The sequence below is a fragment of the Alkaliphilus peptidifermentans DSM 18978 genome, assembly GCF_900101495.1.
GTDB classification, from domain to species: Bacteria; Bacillota; Clostridia; order Peptostreptococcales; family Natronincolaceae; genus Alkaliphilus_C; species Alkaliphilus_C peptidifermentans.
Window position 1 is genome coordinate 251,149 of sequence record NZ_FMUS01000001.1, and the last position, 20,871, is coordinate 272,019.

Sequence of the window (20,871 nt, forward strand, 5' to 3'; positions counted from 1 at the left end):
TCTTCTTTGGCATCATCATTTGAATTCTTTGAGCCGGGATGTTGATCAAACACTGGGTGTTCTTTTTTCAGTAATTCTTTTACCGACTTAGTTTTAATATCATCCAGTAAACCTTCTTCACTGCCCTCTTTTACTACTTCTTGATATAGAGTCATTTTCCCTACAGAAATTTTTTCTCTGTTGGCTTTTTCTAGGACATGAATATCTGCTTCCTTTGCAATCATCACTAAATCATCTCTTTTATCCTCTTGTAAATCAATTAGTTCTTCAACCAATTGATCTATTTGAAAAGATAACTTATTTTTATTATTAAGCTTCACAGAGGTAATTAGAATATAATTTTCTCCGTTTTTTTCAATATAACCCTCATCTTCAGCCATTTCAATAATTTTATCAAAGGCTTCTTTAATATGGAGCTTTTTTAAATCGGCAGCTAACAGCAACCCTGCCTCTTCATTCAGGGGTGTAATTTTAATAACCTGCTGCTTTTCATTTATTTCTATGGCAATACTGGGATTAATATCTATTGTAAGAAGTGCCACTGACTGCAAATTATTTCCCCAATAGGTCACTAGAGATAAGGAAGTAACAACAACTAATAAAATAGCTGCCGCTATCAACACAAATCCTTTAAATCTTTCCCTATTCCTTTGGATTATATCACCTGTGCTAAATTCAATCTCCATACCTATAATAATAGATTTTCTAAGCTTAATTTCTTCAAAGGTACAGTGGTCTGTCATAACAACCATAGAATTATTCCTTATTTCCATAACACAGCCTTTGTAATTCACCCTTATCCCCTCCTTTCAATCTGAGAAATATAGTGCTTCATTGTATCTAGATTGCTATCTTGTATCAAAACCAGAGCAATAATAAACTTCCTGCTCCTTTGGATAACTTTTTTGCTAATATGTAGTTCTGCAATAATGTCTGTTACAGGCAAATTATAGGTCCTCATAAGCTTTTCCTTTAAGGACTTGCTCTCGTATACGAATCTGCTAATCTCAATTGCCTTAAGCCTTGTATCAAAGTGTTTTGGTGACTGATTAATTAGGTCATCTAGTGTAACACCAAACCTATTCATTTCTTTAACTAGCTGTTCCATATCAAGTTTAGCCTCTATACTTGCTTCAAAGCTATCAACAGCTACTAAGTCCTCAGCAAAATTATTGTTTTCTTCGTTACTATATTGACTAAGATATACTTCCTTAGAGTTCTTTGAATCCTTTCTTAGTTGGTCAACAATACGACTTTTTATAACCATTGATGCAAAACTTAAAAAACTACCTTTTTCCTCGTTAAACTTATCTAACGCCTCATTAAAGGCCATTAATCCAACACTATATAAATCATCATTATTCATGTCAACATACTTTCCAAGCTGTTTACTGGTGTTTTTTTGAATGAAGGGAATATATTCTTTTATTAACCTATTTCTTTCTGCTTGATCTCCAGATTGAATAAGTCTTATCCTCTCCTCCAATGTTTTTTCTTTCTTGAGCAGCTGCTTTAGAAGTTTTGTCACCATTTCACCTCCACTATAGATTACGTAAATACTCTAATTTATAGGTATGTATTAGTAGTTAAAAATAATGCATAGTAAAAAATTCTCGCCAAAATTACGGCAAGAATTGGGATAGTATATATTCTAAGTCTTCTAGTATCTGATCTTCCTCAACTAATGTAGTATAGGATTTTACAATTCTGCCTTCCGGGTCAATTATATAGGTTGTAGGATAAATGCCTACATAATACTCTTGCTGTACCTTTCCTTCATTATCAATAACTATATTTATATTATATTTATTGTTTTTAATTAGCTCTACTGCTTCATCCTCTGTTAATGTATCAAAGGGCGCCACATGAACTCCAATAAAAGCTGCATCCTCTCCAAGTAGCAGTGAAACATTTTCAAGAACCTTCAACTGATCTATGGCCATATCACTCCAGCTTACCCAGAAGGTAAAGATAACTGGTTTACCTTTATAGTCTTCTAACTCTACTTCACTTCCTAAATAATCCTGCATTTTAAAGCTAGGTGCTTTGTTACCTATATGCACACCTAATCTACTTTCATTTTCTTCTGTTTCATCATCAATTTCTTCCAAATCTCCTTCAATAGCCTCTTGAAGAAGATAATCATTTGCCTTCCCAGCTTGTTCATCAATTGGCTCTTCAACTGTTTTTCTGCACCCGCCCACAATAAATAATGTAATTAGCAGTACAGCTACTATTACAATTTTCTTTAATTTCATTTGTTACACCCTCTTATAATTTTCTATCGTCTACCACTTGCTAGCTAAATAAACAAAAGACCGTTTCCCGGCCTTTTCAAACTGATGAAAAAACCTCATCTTCTTCGTTGCTTCAAAAACCTAGCACCCTTACGTATTTCAAATACGCCGCCTTCGCTAGGTTATCTTGCGCCTCGAATCTGTGGCTTTTAGATCAGTCTGCATTTTGATTATTCTTCTTCAAGAAGCTTAAGCTCTTTTACAATCTCTTCATCCAAATCTTCTTCTAGCTGGGCTTTAGTTTCGTCTTTTATCTTAGTAACCTGGTGGAATTCATAGGTTTTTATTTCCTCAGATTGATCATGCTGATTCTTTATTTTAACTTTAATTTGTTCTAATAGAACATTGGTATCTATAACAATTCCTTCACCGTCTATAGTCTCTACTAAAGACCCTTGGCCAGGTAGCTTATCTACAATCTCTTGATATAAATTGTGTTCATACTTCAAACAGCAAAATAACCTACCACATATACCTGAAATCTTTGAAGGGTTTAATGACAAGCTTTGATCCTTGGCCATTTTTATTGATACGGGTTCAAAATCTCCAAGCCATGTTGAACAGCATAATGGTTTTCCACAGGGACCTATTCCACCTATCATTTTCGCCTCATCTCGAACACCAATTTGCCGTAGCTCAATTCTAGTTTTAAAAATAGCTGCTAAATCCTTCACCAGTTCTCTAAAATCTACACGTCCATCGGCAGTAAAATAGAATATAATTTTATTGTTATCAAAGGTATATTCTACATCAATAAGCTTCATTTCCAACTGATGTACTCTAATTTTCTCCAAACAAGCTTCAAAGGCAGCTTTTTCTTTTTCTATATTTGAATTATGTTTAATTATATCTTCCTCTGTTACAACTCGAAGCACTTTTTTTAATGGAGCAACTATATCCTCTTCTGGAACTTGTTTTTGTCCCACAACTACTTCACCGAATTCTATTCCACGGGCAGTTTCTACTATAACACTATCAGGCTTTTGTGCACCTGTTTCTTCTGGATCAAAGTAATATATCTTACCGGCTTTTTTAAACCGGACACCAACAACTGTTACCATTATAATACCTCCTGCATCTTTAGCAACATAACCTCAATATTAAGTTGTAAGTTAACATTGCTTTTCAGCTTGTTTTTCGTATCTTCTATTATAAAAATAATATCTCTTAATTCATTTAGCCCTATTCGACTGGATTGTTGATTGATTTCTTCTATTTTATCATAGTTCATCATAAAATGATATTCCTTAGTTTCTTTGTAAACCATTAAATCACGGTACCAGCTAATAAGCAAGTCTAAAAACTCGTTAATATCTTTTTTGTCTGCTACTAACAAACCTGCATTTTCTAGAACGTTAATGGATTTTCCCTTCATTAGCCCACTGGTAATTTCTATAAGAGTTTCCCTTTTTTTCTCAAAAGCCTCATCTTCCAATATTTTTAGAGCATTGCCAATTATTCCATTAGAAAATAGTGCTTTTATTTTAGCCTCTTCATAGGTTAAACCCAACGATTTAATTAGATAGTCTTGAATCTTTTCCAGCTCAACGGGTCTAAATTTTATAACTTGGCACCTAGATACAATTGTAGGTAATAGGCTGCTGGAATTAGCTGTTATTAGAATTATAGTTCCATATGATGGCGGTTCTTCAAGTGTTTTCAACAGTGCATTCTGTGCTTGTATAGTCATCTTTTCCCCATGATTAATAATAAATATTTTCTTTTTCCCTTCGTAGGGCTTCATCTGTATTTCCTTTTGTAGCTGTCGGATAGTTTCAATCTTTATACTGCTTCCTTCATCTTCAATATACTTAACCTCTGGATGATTACGGTGGATTAATTTTAGACAGCTTGTACAATGATGACATGGCTTTATCTCTCCTGTGCAGGCAATCCCCATTGCCAGTTGACAGGCTACTCTTCTTTTCCCAAGCCCTTCTGCTCCTTCAAACAAGTATGCATGCGGTGTTTGTTTATCTGATAATGCTTTAGATAATAATTCAATTATTCTTTCCTGACCCACAATCCCTTTAAAGGCCATTATTATAGCCTCCTCTTCTACAGCTTAATATACTTCTCGATGTCAACCACAAAAATTGTAGCTCCTCCAACTTTAATTTCTATAGGATAGGGAACAAATACTCCTGCAGTTCCTGAAACGGGAGCTGGTGATGTAGTTATCTGCTCTCTAGATTCACAATTATCCCTGATAATTTCGATTAATGCATCAACCTTTTCATCTTCTACACCGATTAGCAGGGTAGTATTTCCTGACCTTAAGAATCCGCCTGTGGTAGCAAGCTTTGTTACTCTAAACTCTTTAGCTGTAAGCTCCTCCAATAATGGATGAACATCATCATCATGAACAATAGCAATCAATAATTTCATGGTCCTTTCCCTCCTCTATAATATTTTTTAATAGTTCCTCTACTTCTTTTTTTATTTCTTGTATTTCACAATTAGCATTAATAACTTTTATGCGTTTGGGGTACATTTTTACCAAATCCATATAGGCTGAATGAACTGCTATATGGAACTGTAGCTTTTCTTCTTCAAGCCGATCTCCTTTGCCTCTTGAACTAATTCTTTGTAGGCCAAGCTGAGGATCAATATCAAATAAAATAGTCAAATCTGGCTCTAGCCCTTGTGTTGCAAAGTCATTTATCTTTTTAATTGGTTTATAGCCTAAATCTCTTCCTTTCCCTTGGTAAACCATACTTGAGTCTACATAACGATCACATAGGACTAATTCTCCTCGTTGTAATGCAGGTAATATTATTTGTGAAACATGCTGTGCTCTTGATGCTGCATATAAGAGGGCCTCAGTTACTGAATCCATTTCCTTATGGCTGTTATCGAGAATTACTTCCCTTATCTTCTCTCCTATGATGGTTCCACCTGGTTCTCTTGTTAGCAGAACCTTAAAACCCCTATCCTCTAAATATTCCTTCATAAATCGTATTTGAGTTGTTTTACCAGCTCCATCCATGCCCTCAATAGTGATAAATTTTCCTTTTATATTCATATCGTCACCTCATTGTAGCTGGGACTAACTCATTATCTATAACATCAATATATTCACAATTATTATGCTTTAGTCCCAATATTTCAATGCCTTCTTCCTTCATGGCTTTTAAATTTTGTATAATTTCATTGCTAATTACTTCTCCAGGTATGACCAAAGGTATTCCAGGTGGAAAAGGTATAATATACTCACCACTAATGAATCCTTCACTATTATCAATAGGTAATGTCATTTTATTACTATAAAAAGCTTCTTTTGGGCTATACACTACTTTAGGGGTACTGTAGCTACTGTAGGAGGTTTTTTCTGATTTTATAACTTTCAATCCCTTCCCTATTTCATATATACCCTTATACAGTCTATCAAAATCTCTCTTTTGATTTCCTATGGTGGTAATGGCAAGAGTGCCATATAGGTTAGATAGCTCCATTTGAATATGGAACTTCTCTCTTAATTGCTGCTCTAGCTGGTGTCCACTCACATTATATTGCTGCATGCTAATCCACAATCTAGTGGGGTCAACTGCTTCAACATAATTTCTTCCCACTATCTCTTCCCCTAAAATATCTAATCCTACAACCTTCTGTAATTTGATTTTTAAGTATTCTATGTTTTCCAGTAGTTCTTCCATTAATTGCTTTCCTTTAGATTTGTAAATCATTGTTGCCATATCTAAAGATGCCATTAGTATATAGGAGGGACTGCTGCTTTGATGCATCCTCAGCATAAATCTTAATTTATCTCTATCAATTCTATTCCCTTGTATGTGAAGCATCGAGCTTTGTGTCAGGGCTGGAAGTGATTTATGGGTGCTTTGCACTACAGCATCTGCTCCACATTTTAATGCTGTATCAGGCAATCTATTGCTTAGTCCTAAATGGGCCCCATGTGCTTCATCTACTAGTAGTATTTTATCATATTTATGTACTATATCAGATATTTTTTTTAAGCTACACGCAATCCCTTGATAGGTAGGGTAGGTAATTAAAACAGCTTTTACATCTGGATTGTCTTGAATAAGCCGCTCTATTGAACATGGCGATATACCTAATGCAATACCCTGATGTTTATCCACCTCTGGATAAATGTATATAGGTTGTAAATCACCTAAAAAAATACTATTTATAACTGATTGATGACAGTTTCTACCAACTATCACTTTATCCCCGGGTTTAGTGGCAGCCATAATCATGCTATATATACCCGAGGTGCTTCCATTTACAAGAAAAAAGGTTTCTTCGCTACTAAATACTTCCGCTGCTCTAAGCTGTGCCTCCTTAATACAACCATCTGATTTATGTAGATTATCTGTTCCTGGTATTTCTGTTGTATCAATATCTACTAGAACCTGTTTAAAATTTTTATAATTGAATCTACTGTATATATTACCACTTTTATGACCTGGCACATGGAAGGATACAATATCTTGCTTTTTTAAATTAATTAATTGATCTACAATAGGCACCTGTCCCATAATACTCCTCCTGAAAGCTTGTATATAATACAACACCTATAAAGAACGAACTATACATTTAAACTGTATCTACTAAAACTTTATTGACATTACCGAAATTATACCATATCTAAAGTATTAAAAATATAACTGATTGGTAAACAAACTTTCCTTTTTGGTACTGACATTTTATACAAGAAATTTTTTCCTTTAACTTGGATAAAAGTATTATTAAAATGGAACAATATATTTAGGGTTGTTTCTTTTACCCTGTAATAGCGTGTATTGTGCTTAAGCTCTATACTGTATTTAAAATCTCTATAATGTTAGGATGTGTTTTCATGAAGGATAATCAGATCAAAACCTTAAAGGATTTCATTATAACCTATGGAAATCAAAAATCTGATATGGAGATTTCCCATATGTTTAATATTTCTGTCGATCAAGTTAAGAGCGAAAGAAATAAAATTGACAAAAACAACTTCAAGAATTTAACTGGGTTTGATGAATAACTATTAAGATAAGGGACTACTAATTAGTAGTCCCTTATCTCGCCCAAAGCAGCTTAATTTTTTCCTTAAATAATTGGTACTTTATTTGACTTGGAGATGTATTTACTATTTTTCTCTCACAACGACTACAGATAAACTGATTCAATAATGCTATGCCAGTATTATCTTGATGATTGCAAATGAAACATTGAAGCTTTTCATCCTTCACATCCACCAGCTCCATTCCAATTTACTATACATGTTTTACCTAGTATTATTTCCCTATCTATATCAGTTTATTCCTATATCTCGTACAATGTTATAGAAAAATTTGAAATGATGGATTATAAAGCAATTATTTATTATTAACCTTTATTTGCCTATATAGTTCCTTGTGAAGTGACTCATTAGGCTGAAAAACAACTCTATATAAATGATTGTTTCTTTTAAATTGGGCCGCATATACACTAGGACCTCTAAATCGACAAGACATCCAATAGGTTTTTTTATATTTGATTTTTTGATTTACCTCATGTAACGGTTTAATCCATTCCATTTCCCAGGTTTTTACATCTATAACTTTGTTTTCCCTCTTGCCTATTTGCTTATAAAAAACAAGTTCATTCTCGATGAACAAATATGTGTATTTCGCCAATTTTCGATTAATAACGTAGGAACATAGTGCTGCTGTGAGAATTAGCACAAGGACACTGGCAATTGCAGCTATATTTTTAGGAAGCAAATTAGTTAATTCAACTAGATAGTTAATTGCTAAAACTATTCCTATAATATAAATAATTATCTTCCATAAAGGCTTTTGGGGCTCACTAGCTGTATGGCGTATAAGTGTTGACATAAAGCTTCCTCCTTTTAACTAGCCACCAACTTCTTGAAGAATACTAATGGCTCTATAATCAGCAAGTTTTTTTCTTCCCAATTACTATCCAATAATATCATTAAAGCTTTAACCCGACAAGAGTAAATAACGGTAAAAAAAATAACCCCATTTGTTATTTGTTATTTAACAAGGGAGTTACTTTACTAGCTTTAAATGTTGTTTTGCTGGCATCTCGTTGGTGGCTTCATAACTATGTAATATTTCCTTTGACATTTCGCTTTTTCTCATTTCTTCGATTGTTAGGTTATAGAGGGTTAATATAAAAATACCAATTGGTATTATTAATAATATCAAAAATAAAATAGATACTATATGGCTAAACATAATAATTAATCCTCCTACTTAGCAATTTTTACTCTTAACATACAAATTTTTTTGTTATTAACATTTTAATTGGAAAGTCGTCACATAATAATAAGATTCGTCGAAAATCAAAAAAATCCTTCTCATATTATTGGGCAATAGGCACTAATTTAGCAAAATAATTAATAAATAGGAGAAATAAGAGTAAAATGTTGAATATTGATAGGAGGTTTTATGAATGCAAATGGATAGTTAAATATAAAAAGGCTTTAATAGTGGGTTTAAATATAATGGAAAAGCATGGAATATTTTTGAAGATTTGGCGGACAGGGTGCCCGCCCCTACCAAGAAAATTAAAGATGAACTAATCAATCATCGCCATTAAAAAAACTTTATTCTCTCTATTAGAATTAATTTCATCTTCTGCTTTTTTTAATTGTGTCAATTGCTCTTGAGTTAGGTTTGCAAAGTTCATGCTTCGTACATCTTGATGGTTTTCATTTTTCATAGTAACACCTCCCACAGTAGTATGCTTACCAAATAGGAGGTTTATACCAATTTTCTAATTTATTTATTAAATCATTTAAGTCATCAAAAGCTTCACCATAATGAGTTTTAGGCCTACCTACTAAAATAATAGGTAGTTCAAGCTCTTTTGCAGCATTAATTTTTTCTAATGTACCACCTGCTTCGCCACTATCCTTTGTTATGACAACAGAGGCTTTATAGTGAATGAACATTTGTTTATTTAGTTCTTCACTAAAGGGTCCCTTCATAGCAATTATATTATCTGGTGAAAAGCCATATTCTTCGCAATTTTTAATTATATTAGAAAGAGGTAGAACCCTTATTACCATTCGACTAACGTCTATTTTATCTGTAAATATAGAAATATTTTTACTGCCTGTAGTTAAAAAAATTCTTCCTTTAACCCTACTGGCCACTTGAGCTGCTTGGCTAAAGTCAACCACTTTTGTAATTAACGTATCTTTGTTCAATTTTGTTTCTTTTCTTTCATAGCGTAAATAGAGAATTTTTCTTTCTTTAGATATTTTTTGTGCAATAGTAGATATTACATTTGCGTAGGGGTGAGTAACATCAATAATTGATTTAATTTCCCTTTCTTGCACCAGCTGTCTTAAGTCAGCTTCTCCTATTCTTCCCTTTATAATTTCAACATCCAAGAAATTTTCCAGGCATTTTTCTCCATAGTCTGTTGTAACTGTGGCGATAGTCTTATATTTTCTTTTCTCCAAGCATCTTAATAGCTTATGGGCTTCTGATGTTCCGCAGAGGGCTAAAATCATAGACTGTAGCCCCTGGGTGTTATGATTTTTCCATTTTTAATGTAGGTGTTTGAATTACCTATTATAACAACGGTTGTCATATCAATTTCTTCTTTAAGCATTTTACCTAAGGTGGTAACTACTACTTTTTCCCCATGCCGTTTTGCATTTTTTACAATTCCCACAGGTGTTTCTTCATTTCGATGGCGAAGTAAAATTTCCACTGCTTCCTGAATTTGAGTGGTACGCCCCATGCTTTTGGGATTATATAATGCCACAACAAAATCCCCTGCAGCCGCATGATATAGGCGTTTTTTAATTACTTCCCACTCAGTTAGAAGATCGCTTAGACTAATTACCACAAAGTCATGCATTAAAGGTGCCCCTAAGGAGGCAGCAGCCCCACTAACAGCTGTTATACCGGGCAATATTTCCACATCAATTTCACTATTCTTTTCTTCCTTAACCTCCAGTAAAGCCCCCGCCATCCCGTAAATACCTGGGTCACCGCTGCTAACTAAAACTACATTTTTACCTTCCTCAGCCATTTCTACAGCCAGCTGACATCTCTCTATCTCTTTTCTCATTCCATTATTAATAACCTGCTTACCCTCTAGTAAAGGCTTTATTAAATCTATATAGGTTTTATAGCCAATTACCACCTCAGCCCCCTGTATGGCCTTATATACGGCTGGTATCATATAGTCTAAATCCCCTGGGCCCAGTCCTACTACTGCAACCCTTCCCTTAACTTTTGTCATACCTTCACCTCCATATTCATTTCTGCAATAGAAATGGTTATTCCATTATTTTTTCGTTTTTTTAATAGCATTTTACCACCATTACTACCCAAGTAGGCGCAGGGCTCCGCCACACTTCCTACACCAATGGTTCTTTGTACAAATTCCGAGGTCTGAAATAAATTCTCCACTTCCCTCAGCTTATCTCTATGGATTATCTCTATAGGCACCTTCAGCTCCGACGCTACTTCCTGAAGGGCTTTTTCATCTTTTTTGACATCTACAGTGGCAATTTTAACTATGCTATAAATGAACTTATTAATTTCTTCTAAGCTGATGATAAGCTCCTTCATTAAAAGCTCTTTAGCTATTCCCCTTCTACAACCTATTCCAATAACGAGATTTTTGGGGAATAACTGAAGTATATTATTGGGCAACTCAAGGGTTGGGTTGTTTCCGATGAAAAGTCCAAAGGGCTTTTCTTTCAATTCCTTTTTATCCTTTACTCTATAATAATTATGGGGAAGAGTTGGATTTATGTCTGCACTTTCTATATAGACAGGGATTGCACCCCCGTTAATTAGATAGGCTGTGATTTCCTTAGCAAGGGACCAATTGGATAAATTAAGATGATTGTTTTTGCAAAAGGTATCTACTGCTTCTATACCTAATGTGTCTGAGGCTGTTGTAATAACTGGGTTTGCCTTTATTAAATCGGCTAATTTCAGGGTCCATTCATTTGCTCCCCCCGTATGACCTGCAAGAAGACTAATTAGGTTTTTTCCTGCTTCATCCATCACCAGAAGGGCTGGGTCCTTGGCTTTGTGCTTCAAAAAAGGCGCAATTAACCGTACAACAATCCCTGTTGCCATGATAAAAATCAATAGGTCATTTTCATTGAAGTTTTTTTCTACTATAGATGCTATAGGTTCTATCAGAGGAAGGGTTTCATCTTCAGGGTATTTTAGTTGGGGTTTAACATATATCTTGGCATCAGGAATAAACTCCTTTAACCTTAGTCCCTGTGCCTTCCCTCCCTTTGTTAAAGTAAATATGGCTGTTTTCATAGCTTGCCTTCCCTATATTGGTGTGAAAATTTTTCATCATAGAGCTTTGATAATTCATATTGATCTCCTAGGAAATTTCCTACAAGTATTTGGGCTGTTTTTGTGACCCCGGCCTCCTTTACCTTCTCGGCAATGTTTTCTAATGTCCCTATTATGATTTTCTCCTCTGGCCAACTGGCTTTTTGAACCACTGCAATGGGGGTATCCTTTGAATAGGCTGAAGCTAGCTCTGCCACCACCTCCTCAATCATATGAACCGATAGGAAAATAGCCATGGTTGCTTGATGCTTGGCTAGCGATCTTAAGCTTTCTTCTGCTGGAACCGCTGTTCTTCCCTCCATTCGAGTTAAAATTACCGTCTGGGAAACCTCCGGTAAGGTTAACTCCTTCTTCAGTGCTGCAGCCGAGGCAACAAAGGAGCTGACTCCTGGTATAACTTCGTAGCTGATGGAAAGAGCTTCTAGAGCATCCATCTGTTCTCGAATAGCTCCATATATACTGGGATCTCCTGTATGAACTCTGGCTACTATTAACCCTTCTTCTACTGCCACCTTCATTACTTCTAAAACCTCTTTTAGGGTCATGGATGCGCTATTGTATACAGCAGCACTACTTTTGCCATGGGCAATAACCTCAGGATTGACTAGTGACCCTGCATAAATAATTACATCTGCCCTTTTAATCACCTCATGTCCTTTCAAGGTAATAAGCTTTGGATCACCTGGTCCTGCACCAATAAAGTATACTTTTGTCATGTTTCTATCCTCCTTTATTTTTTTTTATTTTTAATTATTACCGTAGAAAAATATGGAACCTTTGTTATATTTAAATCCTGTATATTTGAAGTTATTTTTTCATTTTTCTTTCCGCAGTTGGAGCACATAATGAAGGAATCCTCAAGTTTATTTCTTTTTATAACTTCTGCAAGACCCACTGGGTCGTGGGATGCCTTTAGAACTACTACATTCTTTCCATCCTGTAGAGATTTTTCTAAATGTTCCTTCTTTTCATTTAAAGGAATTACGGTAAATGCTTCATCTCCTTCTGCCAGTGGTAATAAAGCACGGTTAGCAACAGCACAAAAAGAAGTGATTCCTGGTATTGACTCTACGTAAAATCCTAAGTCCTTTATAGCTTTCATAACATAAATAAAGGTGCTATAAACCATTGGATCTCCTAAGGTTAGAAAAGCAACATCCTTACCCTCTTCTAAATGTTTAGTAATAGTATTTATATTTTCCTGCCATGCTTTTTTTAGAGTATATTCACAATAGACCATTGGAAATATCATCTCCAATATGGAGGCGCTTTCGTTAATATACTCCTTAGCAATATTTAATGCTGTGCTTTCTTTGGATTTACTGCAGGGCACCACTATGATGGATGCCTTTTCTATTTCTTTAACTGCCTTAACTGTTAATAGCTCTGGATCACCTGGCCCAATGCCTATTCCAATGAATCTACTCTTCATTCAGATTCCCCCTTGTGGCTGATAGAATTGTTATGGGATTCTGTCCCTCCATCAGTGTATAGTTTCCTGTATTTTTGCCTCGAGCTACTGTAATGGTTACCAAATCAATTTCTTCAAAGGAATATTCTTTCAGTAGGTTAAGAGCACAGGAAGTGCTTTCTATGGTTACAGAGGTTATTACTATTCTTCCTCCTGCAGAAAGCCTAATTGAAGCGTCTTTAATAATGTCCTCCATTTCCCCTCCGCTGCCTCCAATAAAGATTCTATTGAAGCTTGATAGGGTTTTTATTATTTCTCCTGCTCTCCCTTTATGAATTATTAAGTTCTCAACTCCAAAGGCCTCTTTGTTTTTATTGATAAGGTTTATAGCTTCTTCTTTGCATTCAATAGCAAGTACTTTTCCTCCTTGGCTTCTTAATGCCGCCTCTATGGATACAGATCCAGTTCCAGCCCCCACATCAACAAGAAGGCTGTCCTCCTCCAAGCGGAGCTTACCCATTACAATTGCCCGTATTTCTTCCTTAGTCATTGGAACATTACCTCGAATAAATTCCTTATCTGGTATTCCGGAGGTTGAATAGCCCCATTTTTTATTCATTTAAAATCACCACCACTGCCATTTTATAGGGTTTTGCCTCCAGTACTGCAAGGGGGTTTCCCCTTATAATTCTTTCCTCTTCATATGAGAGGTTTTCCCCCACGATCATCTCCACTTCATCTAACCCTGCTTCCATAAGCTCCTTAGCAATTATATCTGGCGTATAAATGCTATCGGTTAATAGGGTAATAGAAGCCTTATCCCTTAACTTTGTAATATAATCATCCCTTCTTCCATGAAGGCTCATTAAAAGGGTTTGATGCCATGGTTTTTTAACCTTAGCAAAGAGGTACTGAAAGGAGCTGATTCCTGGTATTACCTCCAGCTGATCCTCTTCAAAGAATTTTTTCAAATAATCCAGCATACTGTAAAAGCCAGTATCCCCTGAAACTATAACCCCTATTTTTTTACTGCTGAGGTTTAATTTTATTAAGTCTACAACAGTGTTTAAGTCTTTTCCAATTATAACCCGCTCTCCTTCAAAAGCAGGAAAGCTATTTAAATTTCTTTTGCCTCCAATTAGTATTTGGCAGTGATTAATTGTTTTATGGGCAAGGGGTAGGATATAATCTCGATTTCCGGGGCCAATACCAATTACGTAGAGCTTATTCATGTTTAAATTCCTCCATCAATATTTTGCCCGAAGGACAAATCCCCAGGATGCCCTCCTCCATGGAAAATATAATCGTTCCAATTTGAATTTCACCATAGGTTCGCTGAATGGATTTTTCTGTTATCTTTTTTGCTAGAACTGTAAACACTTCTTCATATCCATATTTTTTTACCCATTCAACAGCTTCCTCTGTGGTATTACTATTCATTATTACTTCAAGCTCACTTGGAGCTGCACCCATAAGAGCTAGATGCGCAGTTAATATTTCCAATCTTCCATCGGCCACCTTGCTGTGGGTATGGAAAATCCCTCCTGCCACCTTGATGATTTTTCCTATATGTCCAATTAACAATATTTTTTCTATTTTTTTGTCTAAAGCATCATCTAAAATGTATCCTATAAAATTGCTAAACTTAAAAATATATTTATTATCAATATGCAGCTTATCTAAGGCCAGATCTCTACCATAGTTGCCAGGCACCATAACTAGCTTTGTAATGCCATCTTCTATTAGTAAGTTCATTTCAATGGATAAGGACTCTTTAAAGGCCTCTTCAGACATTGGTTCAACTATTCCAGATGTGCCAAGTATTGAAATACCACCTATTATACCCATTCGAGGATTAAAGGTTTTCTCGGCAATAACAGCACCCTTAGGAACAGATATTTCAATGTTAGCTCCTCTATGTTCTCCAATGACTTGCCTTACTTCTGCCTCAATCATTCGTAGGGGGATAGGATTAATAGCTGCCCTTCCAACTTCAATAGGCAACCCTTTTTTAGTTACTCTCCCTACTCCTATTCCACCATCTATAGAAATTATGTTATCCCTTCTCCATTTAATCTGACTGTATATGCTTAATCCAGTGGTGGCATCTGGGTCATCGCCACCGTCCTTAATTATGCTGCAGGATGCTTTTTCTTTATCAAAGACAATGTCCTTAACAGGCAACATCAATCTCCATCCCTTTGGTGTGTCTATTTCAATATTGTTAATGCTATGTTGACTTAGTAATATTTGGGCTGCTGCCTTAGAGGCGGCAGCTGCACAGGAACCTGTGGTATATCCGTACCTGAGCTTCTTTCCATTTTTCATAACATATTTATTTAACATGGCTTACTCCTTATTCAATCATATACATCAGTGCATTAATAATTGCTGCACCTACTGTACTACCGCCCTTCCTCCCCTTAACGGTGATGTATGGCACATTCTGTTTCAACAGCACTTCTTTAGATTCACTGGCTCCAACAAATCCAACAGGTACACCCACCACCAAATAGGGTTTAACCTCACCTACTTTCATCTGCTGACATAATGTAAATAAAGCTGTCGGTGCATTTGCAATAACAAAAATTTTTGTTTCTTTATCTGTAAGGGCCTTTTCCATTGCTACAATTGAACGGGTAATGCCTCTGTCTTTGGCTTCCTTAGCCACCTCTTCATCATCCACCAGGCAATATACCTGACAATTAAGCTGAGTTAGTTTCTTTTTATTGATTCCTGAAAGGGCCATTTTTGTATCTGTATAGATTCGACAGCCTCCATTAAGTGCCTCTAACGCTGCTTCAACGGCATCAGAATGTATTACTGTAATATCTGCAAACTCAAAGTCTGCTGTAGTATGAATAATTCTTTTTATTATTTTACCTTCTCTTTCTTCGAAGACTTTATCGCCTAATTCTTCAGTTATTATCTTAAAGCTTCGTTCTTCTATTTCCATTGGCTCTTTAATATATTCCAAGTCTTTCCCTCCTTTAATTTAAATTAATACTGCCCCTCCCTGTACCATTTCATATTGCTGAATAGATTCATAGTTTTTTATAAAGTATTCTTTACCTTTTATCAATCTTATAAAGGCCTCTTGATCAAAGTATCTGTCTTCATACAATATTCCTACTACAGAGCCGCTATGGGCAATATTTACACCAAATGCACCCATATTGCAGGAAAGCTCAATTATTTCCTCCAGTCCGTCCTTATAAAGGATGGCTTGATTTGCTAAGGAACTAATCGTTGCCGCCTCAGCCATTTTTTTAAAATCTTGAGTTTTAACTCCCTCTTCAAACAATTGCAGGGCCTTTTGTAGTTTAGGTCCTTGTTCCTTTAAAATAGTAGTCATTTTAGTCCTTCGAAACTCGATGGTGTCTATGGCCTGCCTTCCCTCCAGTAGTAATAATTTACCCTCTGGATTTGATCCGTAATGCTTTATAAAAGCTCCTTGTAGATGGTCAAATAAGGTAATATCAGAAAATATTATACTATCTGTAGGCTCTATTTCAACACAAAGAGAGGCAATTTCAGCCTGTGATATCTTTTTACCTAAATAAGCTGCGGTAGCCAGGGCTGTAGCGGCTAAATCTGCCGTACTGCTGGCCATTCCCTTGCCAACAGGTATGTAGGACTGCTTCTCAAGCTTAAGACCCTTAGACTGACGACTTGGGACTTTATAATATTCAAATACCTTATTTATCATTTTATAGGCTTTGGTTAAGGAATTGCTTTCCTGTCTTCTTCCTTCTGTTAGGGATACAAGACTATAGCAGTTTATACTATAGGAAATTAATTTTTCACTGCCATGGATCCATCCTTGAATTAACTCTCCACAGGAGGCGGGACAAAGGGCTTGTATCATAAATATACCTCATTTCTTACACTAATCTTCCAATAATATGCAGGGGCCCCCTTAAGCTTTCTTGAATCTCCTCCAGATCTGCTTCTGGTATAGTAAAAATTAATGCGGTAGCAGGCCCTGCAGATTTCTTCATATCTATCTTATTCAATGATATTTCTATCTTGCATTTGTTTAAGGCTGCCAGCAATTGTGCTTCATAGGTTATTCCCTTTGAGCCAACGGGTATTATATCTCCTATGGAGGGATGCTGCCTTAAGAAATTTAAGCCTTCAAAGCTACAGATTTCTTCGTCATGGGGTAAAGTAATTTCTCCGCCAACCTTTGGTATCCCCAACAGGAGAACAAAATCTCCCCTTTGGGATTTACTGAGCCTCAGTTGACTTTTTTCCACTTCTCCTATTAGTGTTACCCCCATGGCTGTTTGTTTCATGGGGAAATTTTCTTCTGTACTGCCATTAATTATTTCCAGATCAACTTTTACTTCCCTTAATAAGTTTTCAATACCAGAGATGATTCTTCTTCCTGTTGGTTTCATCTCTACTGACAAAGTATTTATAACTGCTAAGGGAGCTGCTCCCACCGATAATAATTCCATAAGAGCCACCCGCGTGGTATAGTATCCCACTATTTCAGGTGCTACCTTTACTTCATCGAAGTCTTTATTACCTACACCACCACAGGAATCACAGGCTATTACGAGATATTGTTCTCCCCTTTCAATTAGGGTTAAATCTCTTTTATGCTTTGTCTCCATTCCTATGCTCCCCTTCTCCCCTTCAGCTGCCTGTAGATGAAGCTGGCCAAAAGTACGTTCAAAGCAGAAGCTATGGTAAGGGGTATCCATAGAAACAAAAACATAGTAAATCCACTGAAGGGCAGTCCAAGTATAACTGCCATTCCTGATGCCAACAAAGCAGCCCCTGGTCCATTTAAAAGTGTTCCTATAATTATTGCTGCCGTAAGATTAATTCTCTTATGAAGAACACCAAATATCCATACAATGAAAAACATCTGCAGTGAAATAAATAAATGCATGGGAAGGGTCAGGGGAAATCCTGCTGTTATTGCCGATAGCAAATGTCCCAGTAGCCCTATCAAGCCCCCCACCAATGGTCCCATATAGAGGGCGGCGAAAAAGCCTGGTAGTGAATCAAAGGCTATACTTCCTTGTATTTTAATATGGGCCCCTACTGCGCTTAGGGAAATTAGCAGTGCAATTTTAACCAATTTTTTAATATTTGAATCCTTTGTTCTTGAATATTGATCTATCATTTTTTCACTCCTACTTTTAGTCTTTAAGATATATCCATTAAGGTTTCTTTCATTGTTGATAAATATTATATAAGCTTCAGCAGTTCTTCCTTAGACCTTGGTATTGTTACATCTTTAACTTTTTCCTTCTCAAGCATATGCTGGTATACATCTAATATCCAGGGGGTCTGTAGATGGGCCTCTTGTAGAATCTCCCTCTCTTTAAACACATTTTCTGTTTTCCCCTCCAATATAACCCTTCCATCCTTTATAACAAATATATATTCAGCCCAGCTATAGGCTAAGTTAACATCATGGGTAGATAGTATTATAGTTTTTCCTTTACTGCTTAGTTGATTTAATAAGTCTGTAAACATACTAATGTGTTTACAGTCTAAGGAAGCGGTAGGTTCATCTAATATTATAATTTCTGTATCCATTACCAATACATCTGCTAGGGATACCAGCTTCTTTTGCCCGGAGCTTAAGAAATGAGTTGCCTTATCCTTCAACTGAAGTATGTCTATCTCTTCCATTGTTTTAAGTGCTCTTTCTTTCACTTCTTCTTTAGAAAGTCCTAAATTCATAGGCCCAAAGGATATTTCCTGCAAAACATTGGGCGAGAAGACCTGTGTTTCTGGGTCTTGAAATACTAGACCCACATTTTTCCACAAATCCTTCCATACCGTTTTAGTGTCGGAAACCATCTGCCCTTTAAATAGAACTTCTCCCTCCATGGGCTTTAATATCCCATTCATATGAAGAAATGCTGTTGACTTTCCCGATCCATTTGAGCCGAGAAATACAACCTTTTGTCCTTCTGTTATTTTTATGTTAATTTTATCTAAAGCTTTAGTTCCATTTGGGTAATTGTAACTTATGTCCTTTAACTCTAATATTGTGTTATCCATATGGCCTTCCTTTCTTTTATAAAGCCCTTAGCTTATCATGCCTTTAAAGTAATTGTTAGTAGTAGAATTTCAAACACTGCTATTATTACCCAATTTTTTCTTGATGCCTGGTATTCTAACTCTATGGCTTTTAATTCTCCATCGTATCCTCTGGCCTTCAAAGCTTTATAGGTCATGTGCCCCCTATAGCTTGATTTTAAAAACAGCATTATAATTAGCTGAGATATAGAGTAGTAGCTGGCTTTTAGCTTTGAGTAGCCTCCCCTTGACTTTTGGGCTATATAGATTTTGTTTGCTGTATCTATGTAAAGAAAAATGAATCTATACATTAAAAACATTATTTCTCTTAAAAGAATTGGTACTTTAATTTTTTTTAGCACATATAAAATTTCAGTAATTGGTGTAGACAATATCAAGAAATATAAACAGGTGGTAGAGGCTAGTGCCCTTATGATTAAAAACCCTGCTATACTTAATCCATCCTTTGGAATTGATACTTTAATACTACTAATTGAATGAATTTGGATGCTTAATAAAATTGGTATGATTCCTAAAATTAAAAAAACAGATGGTAAAAGCATTAGCTTAATATATACTTTATAAGAAACCTTACCCTTGTATATCACTAAACATCCCATTACAGCTAATATTATAATAGGTGGTATGACTGAGCTGCTGATAAGCCCTATAACTAAAGTAATAAGGGCAAAGAAGAATTTTTCCATTGGATGATGTGTTCTTAATTGATTTTTGTATGCTATTTCATCTATTACACTCATTTATTAGGCCACTTTCTCTATTTTTCTTTTTCCCTTCATATATCCAAACCAGTAAAAAATAACTCCTGCTCCTATTGCTGCTTGAAGTGCGAACAAAAAACTTTCTACTTCTGCACTTGGCGGTTCCCATAAGGGATCTATCCATGGTTCATATTCTGGTACTATTTCAAGAATAGCTTCTTCTGCCCTATCGTCGGACCCTTGAAATTCAGCATCATTATGTAGGATTAAAGGAATAATTACTAAAGCTATAACAATGCCTATCAAAATTAAATTGGTTAAAAAGGGTCTTTTTATCATTGCTGGTATCCCCCTTTAATATTTGGTATTTCAACTAATCCCTTGTCTCTATAGCTTAAAAGAATATTGATAACTACAACTGTTAATAATCCTTCAGTAATTGCCAATGGAATTTGCGTTAAAGAAAACACTCCTAAAAACTTTAAAAATGCCCCATAAAAACCTGTAATAGGATCCTGATGGGCTATGGCCAGTTGTGCAGCTGTAACAACATAGGTGGACATATTTCCTATTGCTGCAGCTATAAAAATGCTACCTCCATTTGATAGACCGATTCTTTTTAATCCCTTATAAAGTCCATAGGCTAGAACAGGTCCAACTACCCCCATTGCAAAGCCGTTAGCCCCTAAGGTTGTAATTCCTCCATGGGCCAGCAGAAGAGCTTGAAAAACAAGAACTACAAATGAAATAACCACCATAACATATGGACCAAATAGTATTGCTCCCAGCCCTACTCCTGTTGCATGGGATGAACTGCCTGTAACAGATGGTAGCTTTAGTGCAGAAACCACAAATATAAATGCCCCCACCATGGCCAATAGCATTTTATTATCTGGTGATTCTTGAATGCTTTTTTGAAGCTTCTTAGTACTAATAAACAAGAATGGTATTAGCGCCACCCACCATATAATAGCCCAATGCAACGGTAGAAAGCCCTCCATTATATGCATTGCATATGTTTGTGCTGGCAATATAAACATTAATATTATAATTATGCATAACTCCACTTTATTTCTTTTAACCATTTTTCG

The 20,871-nt window shown here is 35.7% G+C and carries 29 protein-coding genes; 1 reads left to right on the top strand and 28 read right to left on the bottom strand.

All coding sequences use genetic code 11. The features are described from left to right. From BLP68_RS01120 to BLP68_RS01155, 8 genes are all read right to left on the bottom strand, one after another. A partial coding sequence (locus BLP68_RS01120; RefSeq protein WP_143003036.1) for an anti-sigma factor domain-containing protein occupies positions 1 to 794 on the bottom strand: 794 nt, incomplete at its 3' end. A 2-nt stretch (positions 795 to 796) separates the two neighbouring features. Next, positions 797 to 1,528, bottom strand: coding sequence for an RNA polymerase sigma-I factor (gene sigI / locus BLP68_RS01125; RefSeq protein ID WP_091538992.1), 732 nt, complete (start codon positions 1,526 to 1,528; stop codon positions 797 to 799). 94 nt (positions 1,529 to 1,622) lie between these two features. Continuing rightward, entirely contained in the window at positions 1,623 to 2,258 is a 636-nt protein-coding gene (locus BLP68_RS01130; protein ID WP_091538994.1) for a peroxiredoxin family protein, read from the bottom strand. Between the two features lie 209 nt (positions 2,259 to 2,467). After that, positions 2,468 to 3,358 carry a PSP1 domain-containing protein gene (locus tag BLP68_RS01135; protein ID WP_091538996.1) on the bottom strand — a complete coding sequence of 297 codons (891 nt, stop codon included), beginning with the start codon at positions 3,356 to 3,358 and terminating at the stop codon, positions 2,468 to 2,470. Continuing rightward, a complete protein-coding gene (gene holB, locus BLP68_RS01140; RefSeq protein WP_091538998.1) occupies positions 3,358 to 4,338 on the bottom strand; it encodes a DNA polymerase III subunit delta' in 981 nt (326 codons plus the stop codon). The genes BLP68_RS01135 and holB overlap by 1 nt, the downstream gene beginning before the upstream one ends. A gap of 17 nt (positions 4,339 to 4,355) precedes the next feature. Next, the gene (locus tag BLP68_RS01145; RefSeq protein WP_091539001.1) at positions 4,356 to 4,685 is read right to left on the bottom strand and encodes a cyclic-di-AMP receptor; all 330 of its coding nucleotides are present in this window, start codon (positions 4,683 to 4,685) and stop codon (positions 4,356 to 4,358) included. Further along, complete coding sequence (tmk, locus tag BLP68_RS01150) at positions 4,657 to 5,322, bottom strand: dTMP kinase (RefSeq protein WP_176758810.1); 666 nt, start codon at positions 5,320 to 5,322, stop codon at positions 4,657 to 4,659. Before tmk ends, BLP68_RS01145 begins: the two co-directional genes overlap by 29 nt. A gap of 4 nt (positions 5,323 to 5,326) precedes the next feature. After that, on the bottom strand, positions 5,327 to 6,796 hold the full coding sequence (locus BLP68_RS01155) for an aminotransferase class I/II-fold pyridoxal phosphate-dependent enzyme (RefSeq protein WP_091539002.1): 1,470 nt from the start codon (positions 6,794 to 6,796) through the stop codon (positions 5,327 to 5,329). 320 nt (positions 6,797 to 7,116) lie between these two features. Here BLP68_RS01155 and BLP68_RS21565 point away from each other — a divergent pair, with 320 nt between their 5' ends. Next, complete coding sequence (locus BLP68_RS21565) at positions 7,117 to 7,287, top strand: hypothetical protein (RefSeq protein ID WP_176758811.1); 171 nt, start codon at positions 7,117 to 7,119, stop codon at positions 7,285 to 7,287. 34 nt (positions 7,288 to 7,321) lie between these two features. Here BLP68_RS21565 and BLP68_RS01160 read toward each other — a convergent pair whose 3' ends face one another. The 20 genes from BLP68_RS01160 to BLP68_RS01250 all read right to left on the bottom strand — a co-directional run bounded on the left by BLP68_RS01160 (position 7,322) and on the right by BLP68_RS01250 (position 20,865). Then, positions 7,322 to 7,495 carry a sigma factor G inhibitor Gin gene (locus BLP68_RS01160; protein WP_176758812.1) on the bottom strand — a complete coding sequence of 58 codons (174 nt, stop codon included), beginning with the start codon at positions 7,493 to 7,495 and terminating at the stop codon, positions 7,322 to 7,324. Positions 7,496 to 7,621: 126 nt separating this feature from the next. After that, the gene (locus BLP68_RS01165) at positions 7,622 to 8,122 is read right to left on the bottom strand and encodes a hypothetical protein (protein ID WP_091539007.1); all 501 of its coding nucleotides are present in this window, start codon (positions 8,120 to 8,122) and stop codon (positions 7,622 to 7,624) included. A 177-nt stretch (positions 8,123 to 8,299) separates the two neighbouring features. Continuing rightward, complete coding sequence (locus BLP68_RS01170; protein ID WP_091539009.1) at positions 8,300 to 8,488, bottom strand: hypothetical protein; 189 nt, start codon at positions 8,486 to 8,488, stop codon at positions 8,300 to 8,302. 343 nt (positions 8,489 to 8,831) lie between these two features. Continuing rightward, a complete protein-coding gene (locus BLP68_RS21570; protein WP_176758813.1) occupies positions 8,832 to 8,975 on the bottom strand; it encodes a hypothetical protein in 144 nt (47 codons plus the stop codon). Between the two features lie 25 nt (positions 8,976 to 9,000). Continuing rightward, the gene (gene cobK, locus BLP68_RS01175) at positions 9,001 to 9,774 is read right to left on the bottom strand and encodes a precorrin-6A reductase (RefSeq protein WP_091539012.1); all 774 of its coding nucleotides are present in this window, start codon (positions 9,772 to 9,774) and stop codon (positions 9,001 to 9,003) included. Beyond that, entirely contained in the window at positions 9,771 to 10,514 is a 744-nt protein-coding gene (gene cobJ, locus BLP68_RS01180) for a precorrin-3B C(17)-methyltransferase (protein ID WP_091539014.1), read from the bottom strand. Before cobJ ends, cobK begins: the two co-directional genes overlap by 4 nt. Then, on the bottom strand, positions 10,511 to 11,560 hold the full coding sequence (gene cbiG, locus BLP68_RS01185; protein WP_091539016.1) for a cobalt-precorrin 5A hydrolase: 1,050 nt from the start codon (positions 11,558 to 11,560) through the stop codon (positions 10,511 to 10,513). The genes cobJ and cbiG overlap by 4 nt, the downstream gene beginning before the upstream one ends. Next, on the bottom strand, positions 11,557 to 12,315 hold the full coding sequence (gene cobM, locus BLP68_RS01190; RefSeq protein ID WP_091539018.1) for a precorrin-4 C(11)-methyltransferase: 759 nt from the start codon (positions 12,313 to 12,315) through the stop codon (positions 11,557 to 11,559). The genes cbiG and cobM overlap by 4 nt, the downstream gene beginning before the upstream one ends. A 14-nt stretch (positions 12,316 to 12,329) precedes the next feature. Beyond that, positions 12,330 to 13,031 (bottom strand): precorrin-2 C(20)-methyltransferase, encoded by a 702-nt coding sequence (gene cobI / locus BLP68_RS01195; protein ID WP_091539020.1) that lies wholly within the window; start codon positions 13,029 to 13,031, stop codon positions 12,330 to 12,332. Further along, entirely contained in the window at positions 13,021 to 13,629 is a 609-nt protein-coding gene (gene cbiT, locus BLP68_RS01200; protein WP_091539023.1) for a precorrin-6Y C5,15-methyltransferase (decarboxylating) subunit CbiT, read from the bottom strand. Before cbiT ends, cobI begins: the two co-directional genes overlap by 11 nt. Continuing rightward, a complete protein-coding gene (gene cbiE, locus BLP68_RS01205) occupies positions 13,622 to 14,242 on the bottom strand; it encodes a precorrin-6y C5,15-methyltransferase (decarboxylating) subunit CbiE (RefSeq protein ID WP_091539025.1) in 621 nt (206 codons plus the stop codon). The genes cbiT and cbiE overlap by 8 nt, the downstream gene beginning before the upstream one ends. Then, positions 14,235 to 15,356: a cobalt-precorrin-5B (C(1))-methyltransferase CbiD gene (gene cbiD, locus BLP68_RS01210; RefSeq protein WP_091539027.1), complete on the bottom strand. Its 1,122-nt coding sequence runs from the start codon at positions 15,354 to 15,356 to the stop codon at positions 14,235 to 14,237. Before cbiD ends, cbiE begins: the two co-directional genes overlap by 8 nt. A gap of 10 nt (positions 15,357 to 15,366) precedes the next feature. Further along, positions 15,367 to 15,987: a precorrin-8X methylmutase gene (locus BLP68_RS01215; protein WP_091539029.1), complete on the bottom strand. Its 621-nt coding sequence runs from the start codon at positions 15,985 to 15,987 to the stop codon at positions 15,367 to 15,369. 18 nt (positions 15,988 to 16,005) lie between these two features. Then, on the bottom strand, positions 16,006 to 16,878 hold the full coding sequence (locus BLP68_RS01220) for a GHMP family kinase ATP-binding protein (protein ID WP_091539032.1): 873 nt from the start codon (positions 16,876 to 16,878) through the stop codon (positions 16,006 to 16,008). 16 nt (positions 16,879 to 16,894) lie between these two features. Further along, complete coding sequence (locus BLP68_RS01225; protein WP_176758814.1) at positions 16,895 to 17,632, bottom strand: AIR synthase related protein; 738 nt, start codon at positions 17,630 to 17,632, stop codon at positions 16,895 to 16,897. A gap of 2 nt (positions 17,633 to 17,634) precedes the next feature. Beyond that, complete coding sequence (locus BLP68_RS01230; RefSeq protein WP_091539037.1) at positions 17,635 to 18,150, bottom strand: ECF transporter S component; 516 nt, start codon at positions 18,148 to 18,150, stop codon at positions 17,635 to 17,637. A 65-nt stretch (positions 18,151 to 18,215) separates the two neighbouring features. Beyond that, positions 18,216 to 19,040, bottom strand: a complete 825-nt coding sequence (locus BLP68_RS01235) for an energy-coupling factor ABC transporter ATP-binding protein (RefSeq protein ID WP_091539040.1) — start codon at positions 19,038 to 19,040, stop codon at positions 18,216 to 18,218. A gap of 35 nt (positions 19,041 to 19,075) precedes the next feature. Further along, positions 19,076 to 19,819: a cobalt ECF transporter T component CbiQ gene (gene cbiQ, locus BLP68_RS01240; RefSeq protein ID WP_091539041.1), complete on the bottom strand. Its 744-nt coding sequence runs from the start codon at positions 19,817 to 19,819 to the stop codon at positions 19,076 to 19,078. Positions 19,820 to 19,822: 3 nt separating this feature from the next. After that, a complete protein-coding gene (locus BLP68_RS01245; RefSeq protein ID WP_091539043.1) occupies positions 19,823 to 20,119 on the bottom strand; it encodes an energy-coupling factor ABC transporter substrate-binding protein in 297 nt (98 codons plus the stop codon). Further along, the gene (locus BLP68_RS01250) at positions 20,116 to 20,865 is read right to left on the bottom strand and encodes an energy-coupling factor ABC transporter permease (RefSeq protein WP_091539046.1); all 750 of its coding nucleotides are present in this window, start codon (positions 20,863 to 20,865) and stop codon (positions 20,116 to 20,118) included. The genes BLP68_RS01245 and BLP68_RS01250 overlap by 4 nt, the downstream gene beginning before the upstream one ends. Positions 20,866 to 20,871: the final 6 nt, after the last annotated feature.

Excerpts from the sequence above, each read along its gene's own strand:
- BLP68_RS01130 (WP_091538994.1), bottom strand. The coding sequence starts at position 2,258 with ATGAAATTAAAGAAAATTGTAATAGTAGCTGTACTGCTAATTACATTA.
- BLP68_RS01135 (WP_091538996.1), bottom strand. The coding sequence starts at position 3,358 with ATGGTAACAGTTGTTGGTGTCCGGTTTAAAAAAGCCGGTAAGATATAT.
- holB (WP_091538998.1), bottom strand. The coding sequence starts at position 4,338 with ATGGCCTTTAAAGGGATTGTGGGTCAGGAAAGAATAATTGAATTATTA.
- BLP68_RS01145 (WP_091539001.1), bottom strand. The coding sequence starts at position 4,685 with ATGAAATTATTGATTGCTATTGTTCATGATGATGATGTTCATCCATTA.
- tmk (WP_176758810.1), bottom strand. The coding sequence starts at position 5,322 with ATGAATATAAAAGGAAAATTTATCACTATTGAGGGCATGGATGGAGCT.
- BLP68_RS01155 (WP_091539002.1), bottom strand. The coding sequence starts at position 6,796 with ATGGGACAGGTGCCTATTGTAGATCAATTAATTAATTTAAAAAAGCAA.
- BLP68_RS21565 (WP_176758811.1), top strand. The coding sequence starts at position 7,117 with ATGAAGGATAATCAGATCAAAACCTTAAAGGATTTCATTATAACCTAT.
- BLP68_RS01165 (WP_091539007.1), bottom strand. The coding sequence starts at position 8,122 with ATGTCAACACTTATACGCCATACAGCTAGTGAGCCCCAAAAGCCTTTA.
- BLP68_RS01170 (WP_091539009.1), bottom strand. The coding sequence starts at position 8,488 with ATGTTTAGCCATATAGTATCTATTTTATTTTTGATATTATTAATAATA.
- BLP68_RS21570 (WP_176758813.1), bottom strand. The coding sequence starts at position 8,975 with ATGAAAAATGAAAACCATCAAGATGTACGAAGCATGAACTTTGCAAAC.
- cobK (WP_091539012.1), bottom strand. The coding sequence starts at position 9,774 with ATGATTTTAGCCCTCTGCGGAACATCAGAAGCCCATAAGCTATTAAGA.
- cobJ (WP_091539014.1), bottom strand. The coding sequence starts at position 10,514 with ATGACAAAAGTTAAGGGAAGGGTTGCAGTAGTAGGACTGGGCCCAGGG.
- cbiG (WP_091539016.1), bottom strand. The coding sequence starts at position 11,560 with ATGAAAACAGCCATATTTACTTTAACAAAGGGAGGGAAGGCACAGGGA.
- cobM (WP_091539018.1), bottom strand. The coding sequence starts at position 12,315 with ATGACAAAAGTATACTTTATTGGTGCAGGACCAGGTGATCCAAAGCTT.
- cobI (WP_091539020.1), bottom strand. The coding sequence starts at position 13,031 with ATGAAGAGTAGATTCATTGGAATAGGCATTGGGCCAGGTGATCCAGAG.
- cbiT (WP_091539023.1), bottom strand. The coding sequence starts at position 13,629 with ATGAATAAAAAATGGGGCTATTCAACCTCCGGAATACCAGATAAGGAA.
- cbiE (WP_091539025.1), bottom strand. The coding sequence starts at position 14,242 with ATGAATAAGCTCTACGTAATTGGTATTGGCCCCGGAAATCGAGATTAT.
- cbiD (WP_091539027.1), bottom strand. The coding sequence starts at position 15,356 with ATGTTAAATAAATATGTTATGAAAAATGGAAAGAAGCTCAGGTACGGA.
- BLP68_RS01220 (WP_091539032.1), bottom strand. The coding sequence starts at position 16,878 with ATGATACAAGCCCTTTGTCCCGCCTCCTGTGGAGAGTTAATTCAAGGA.
- BLP68_RS01225 (WP_176758814.1), bottom strand. The coding sequence starts at position 17,632 with ATGGAGACAAAGCATAAAAGAGATTTAACCCTAATTGAAAGGGGAGAA.
- BLP68_RS01230 (WP_091539037.1), bottom strand. The coding sequence starts at position 18,150 with ATGATAGATCAATATTCAAGAACAAAGGATTCAAATATTAAAAAATTG.
- BLP68_RS01235 (WP_091539040.1), bottom strand. The coding sequence starts at position 19,040 with ATGGATAACACAATATTAGAGTTAAAGGACATAAGTTACAATTACCCA.
- cbiQ (WP_091539041.1), bottom strand. The coding sequence starts at position 19,819 with ATGAGTGTAATAGATGAAATAGCATACAAAAATCAATTAAGAACACAT.
- BLP68_RS01245 (WP_091539043.1), bottom strand. The coding sequence starts at position 20,119 with ATGATAAAAAGACCCTTTTTAACCAATTTAATTTTGATAGGCATTGTT.
- BLP68_RS01250 (WP_091539046.1), bottom strand. The coding sequence starts at position 20,865 with ATGGTTAAAAGAAATAAAGTGGAGTTATGCATAATTATAATATTAATG.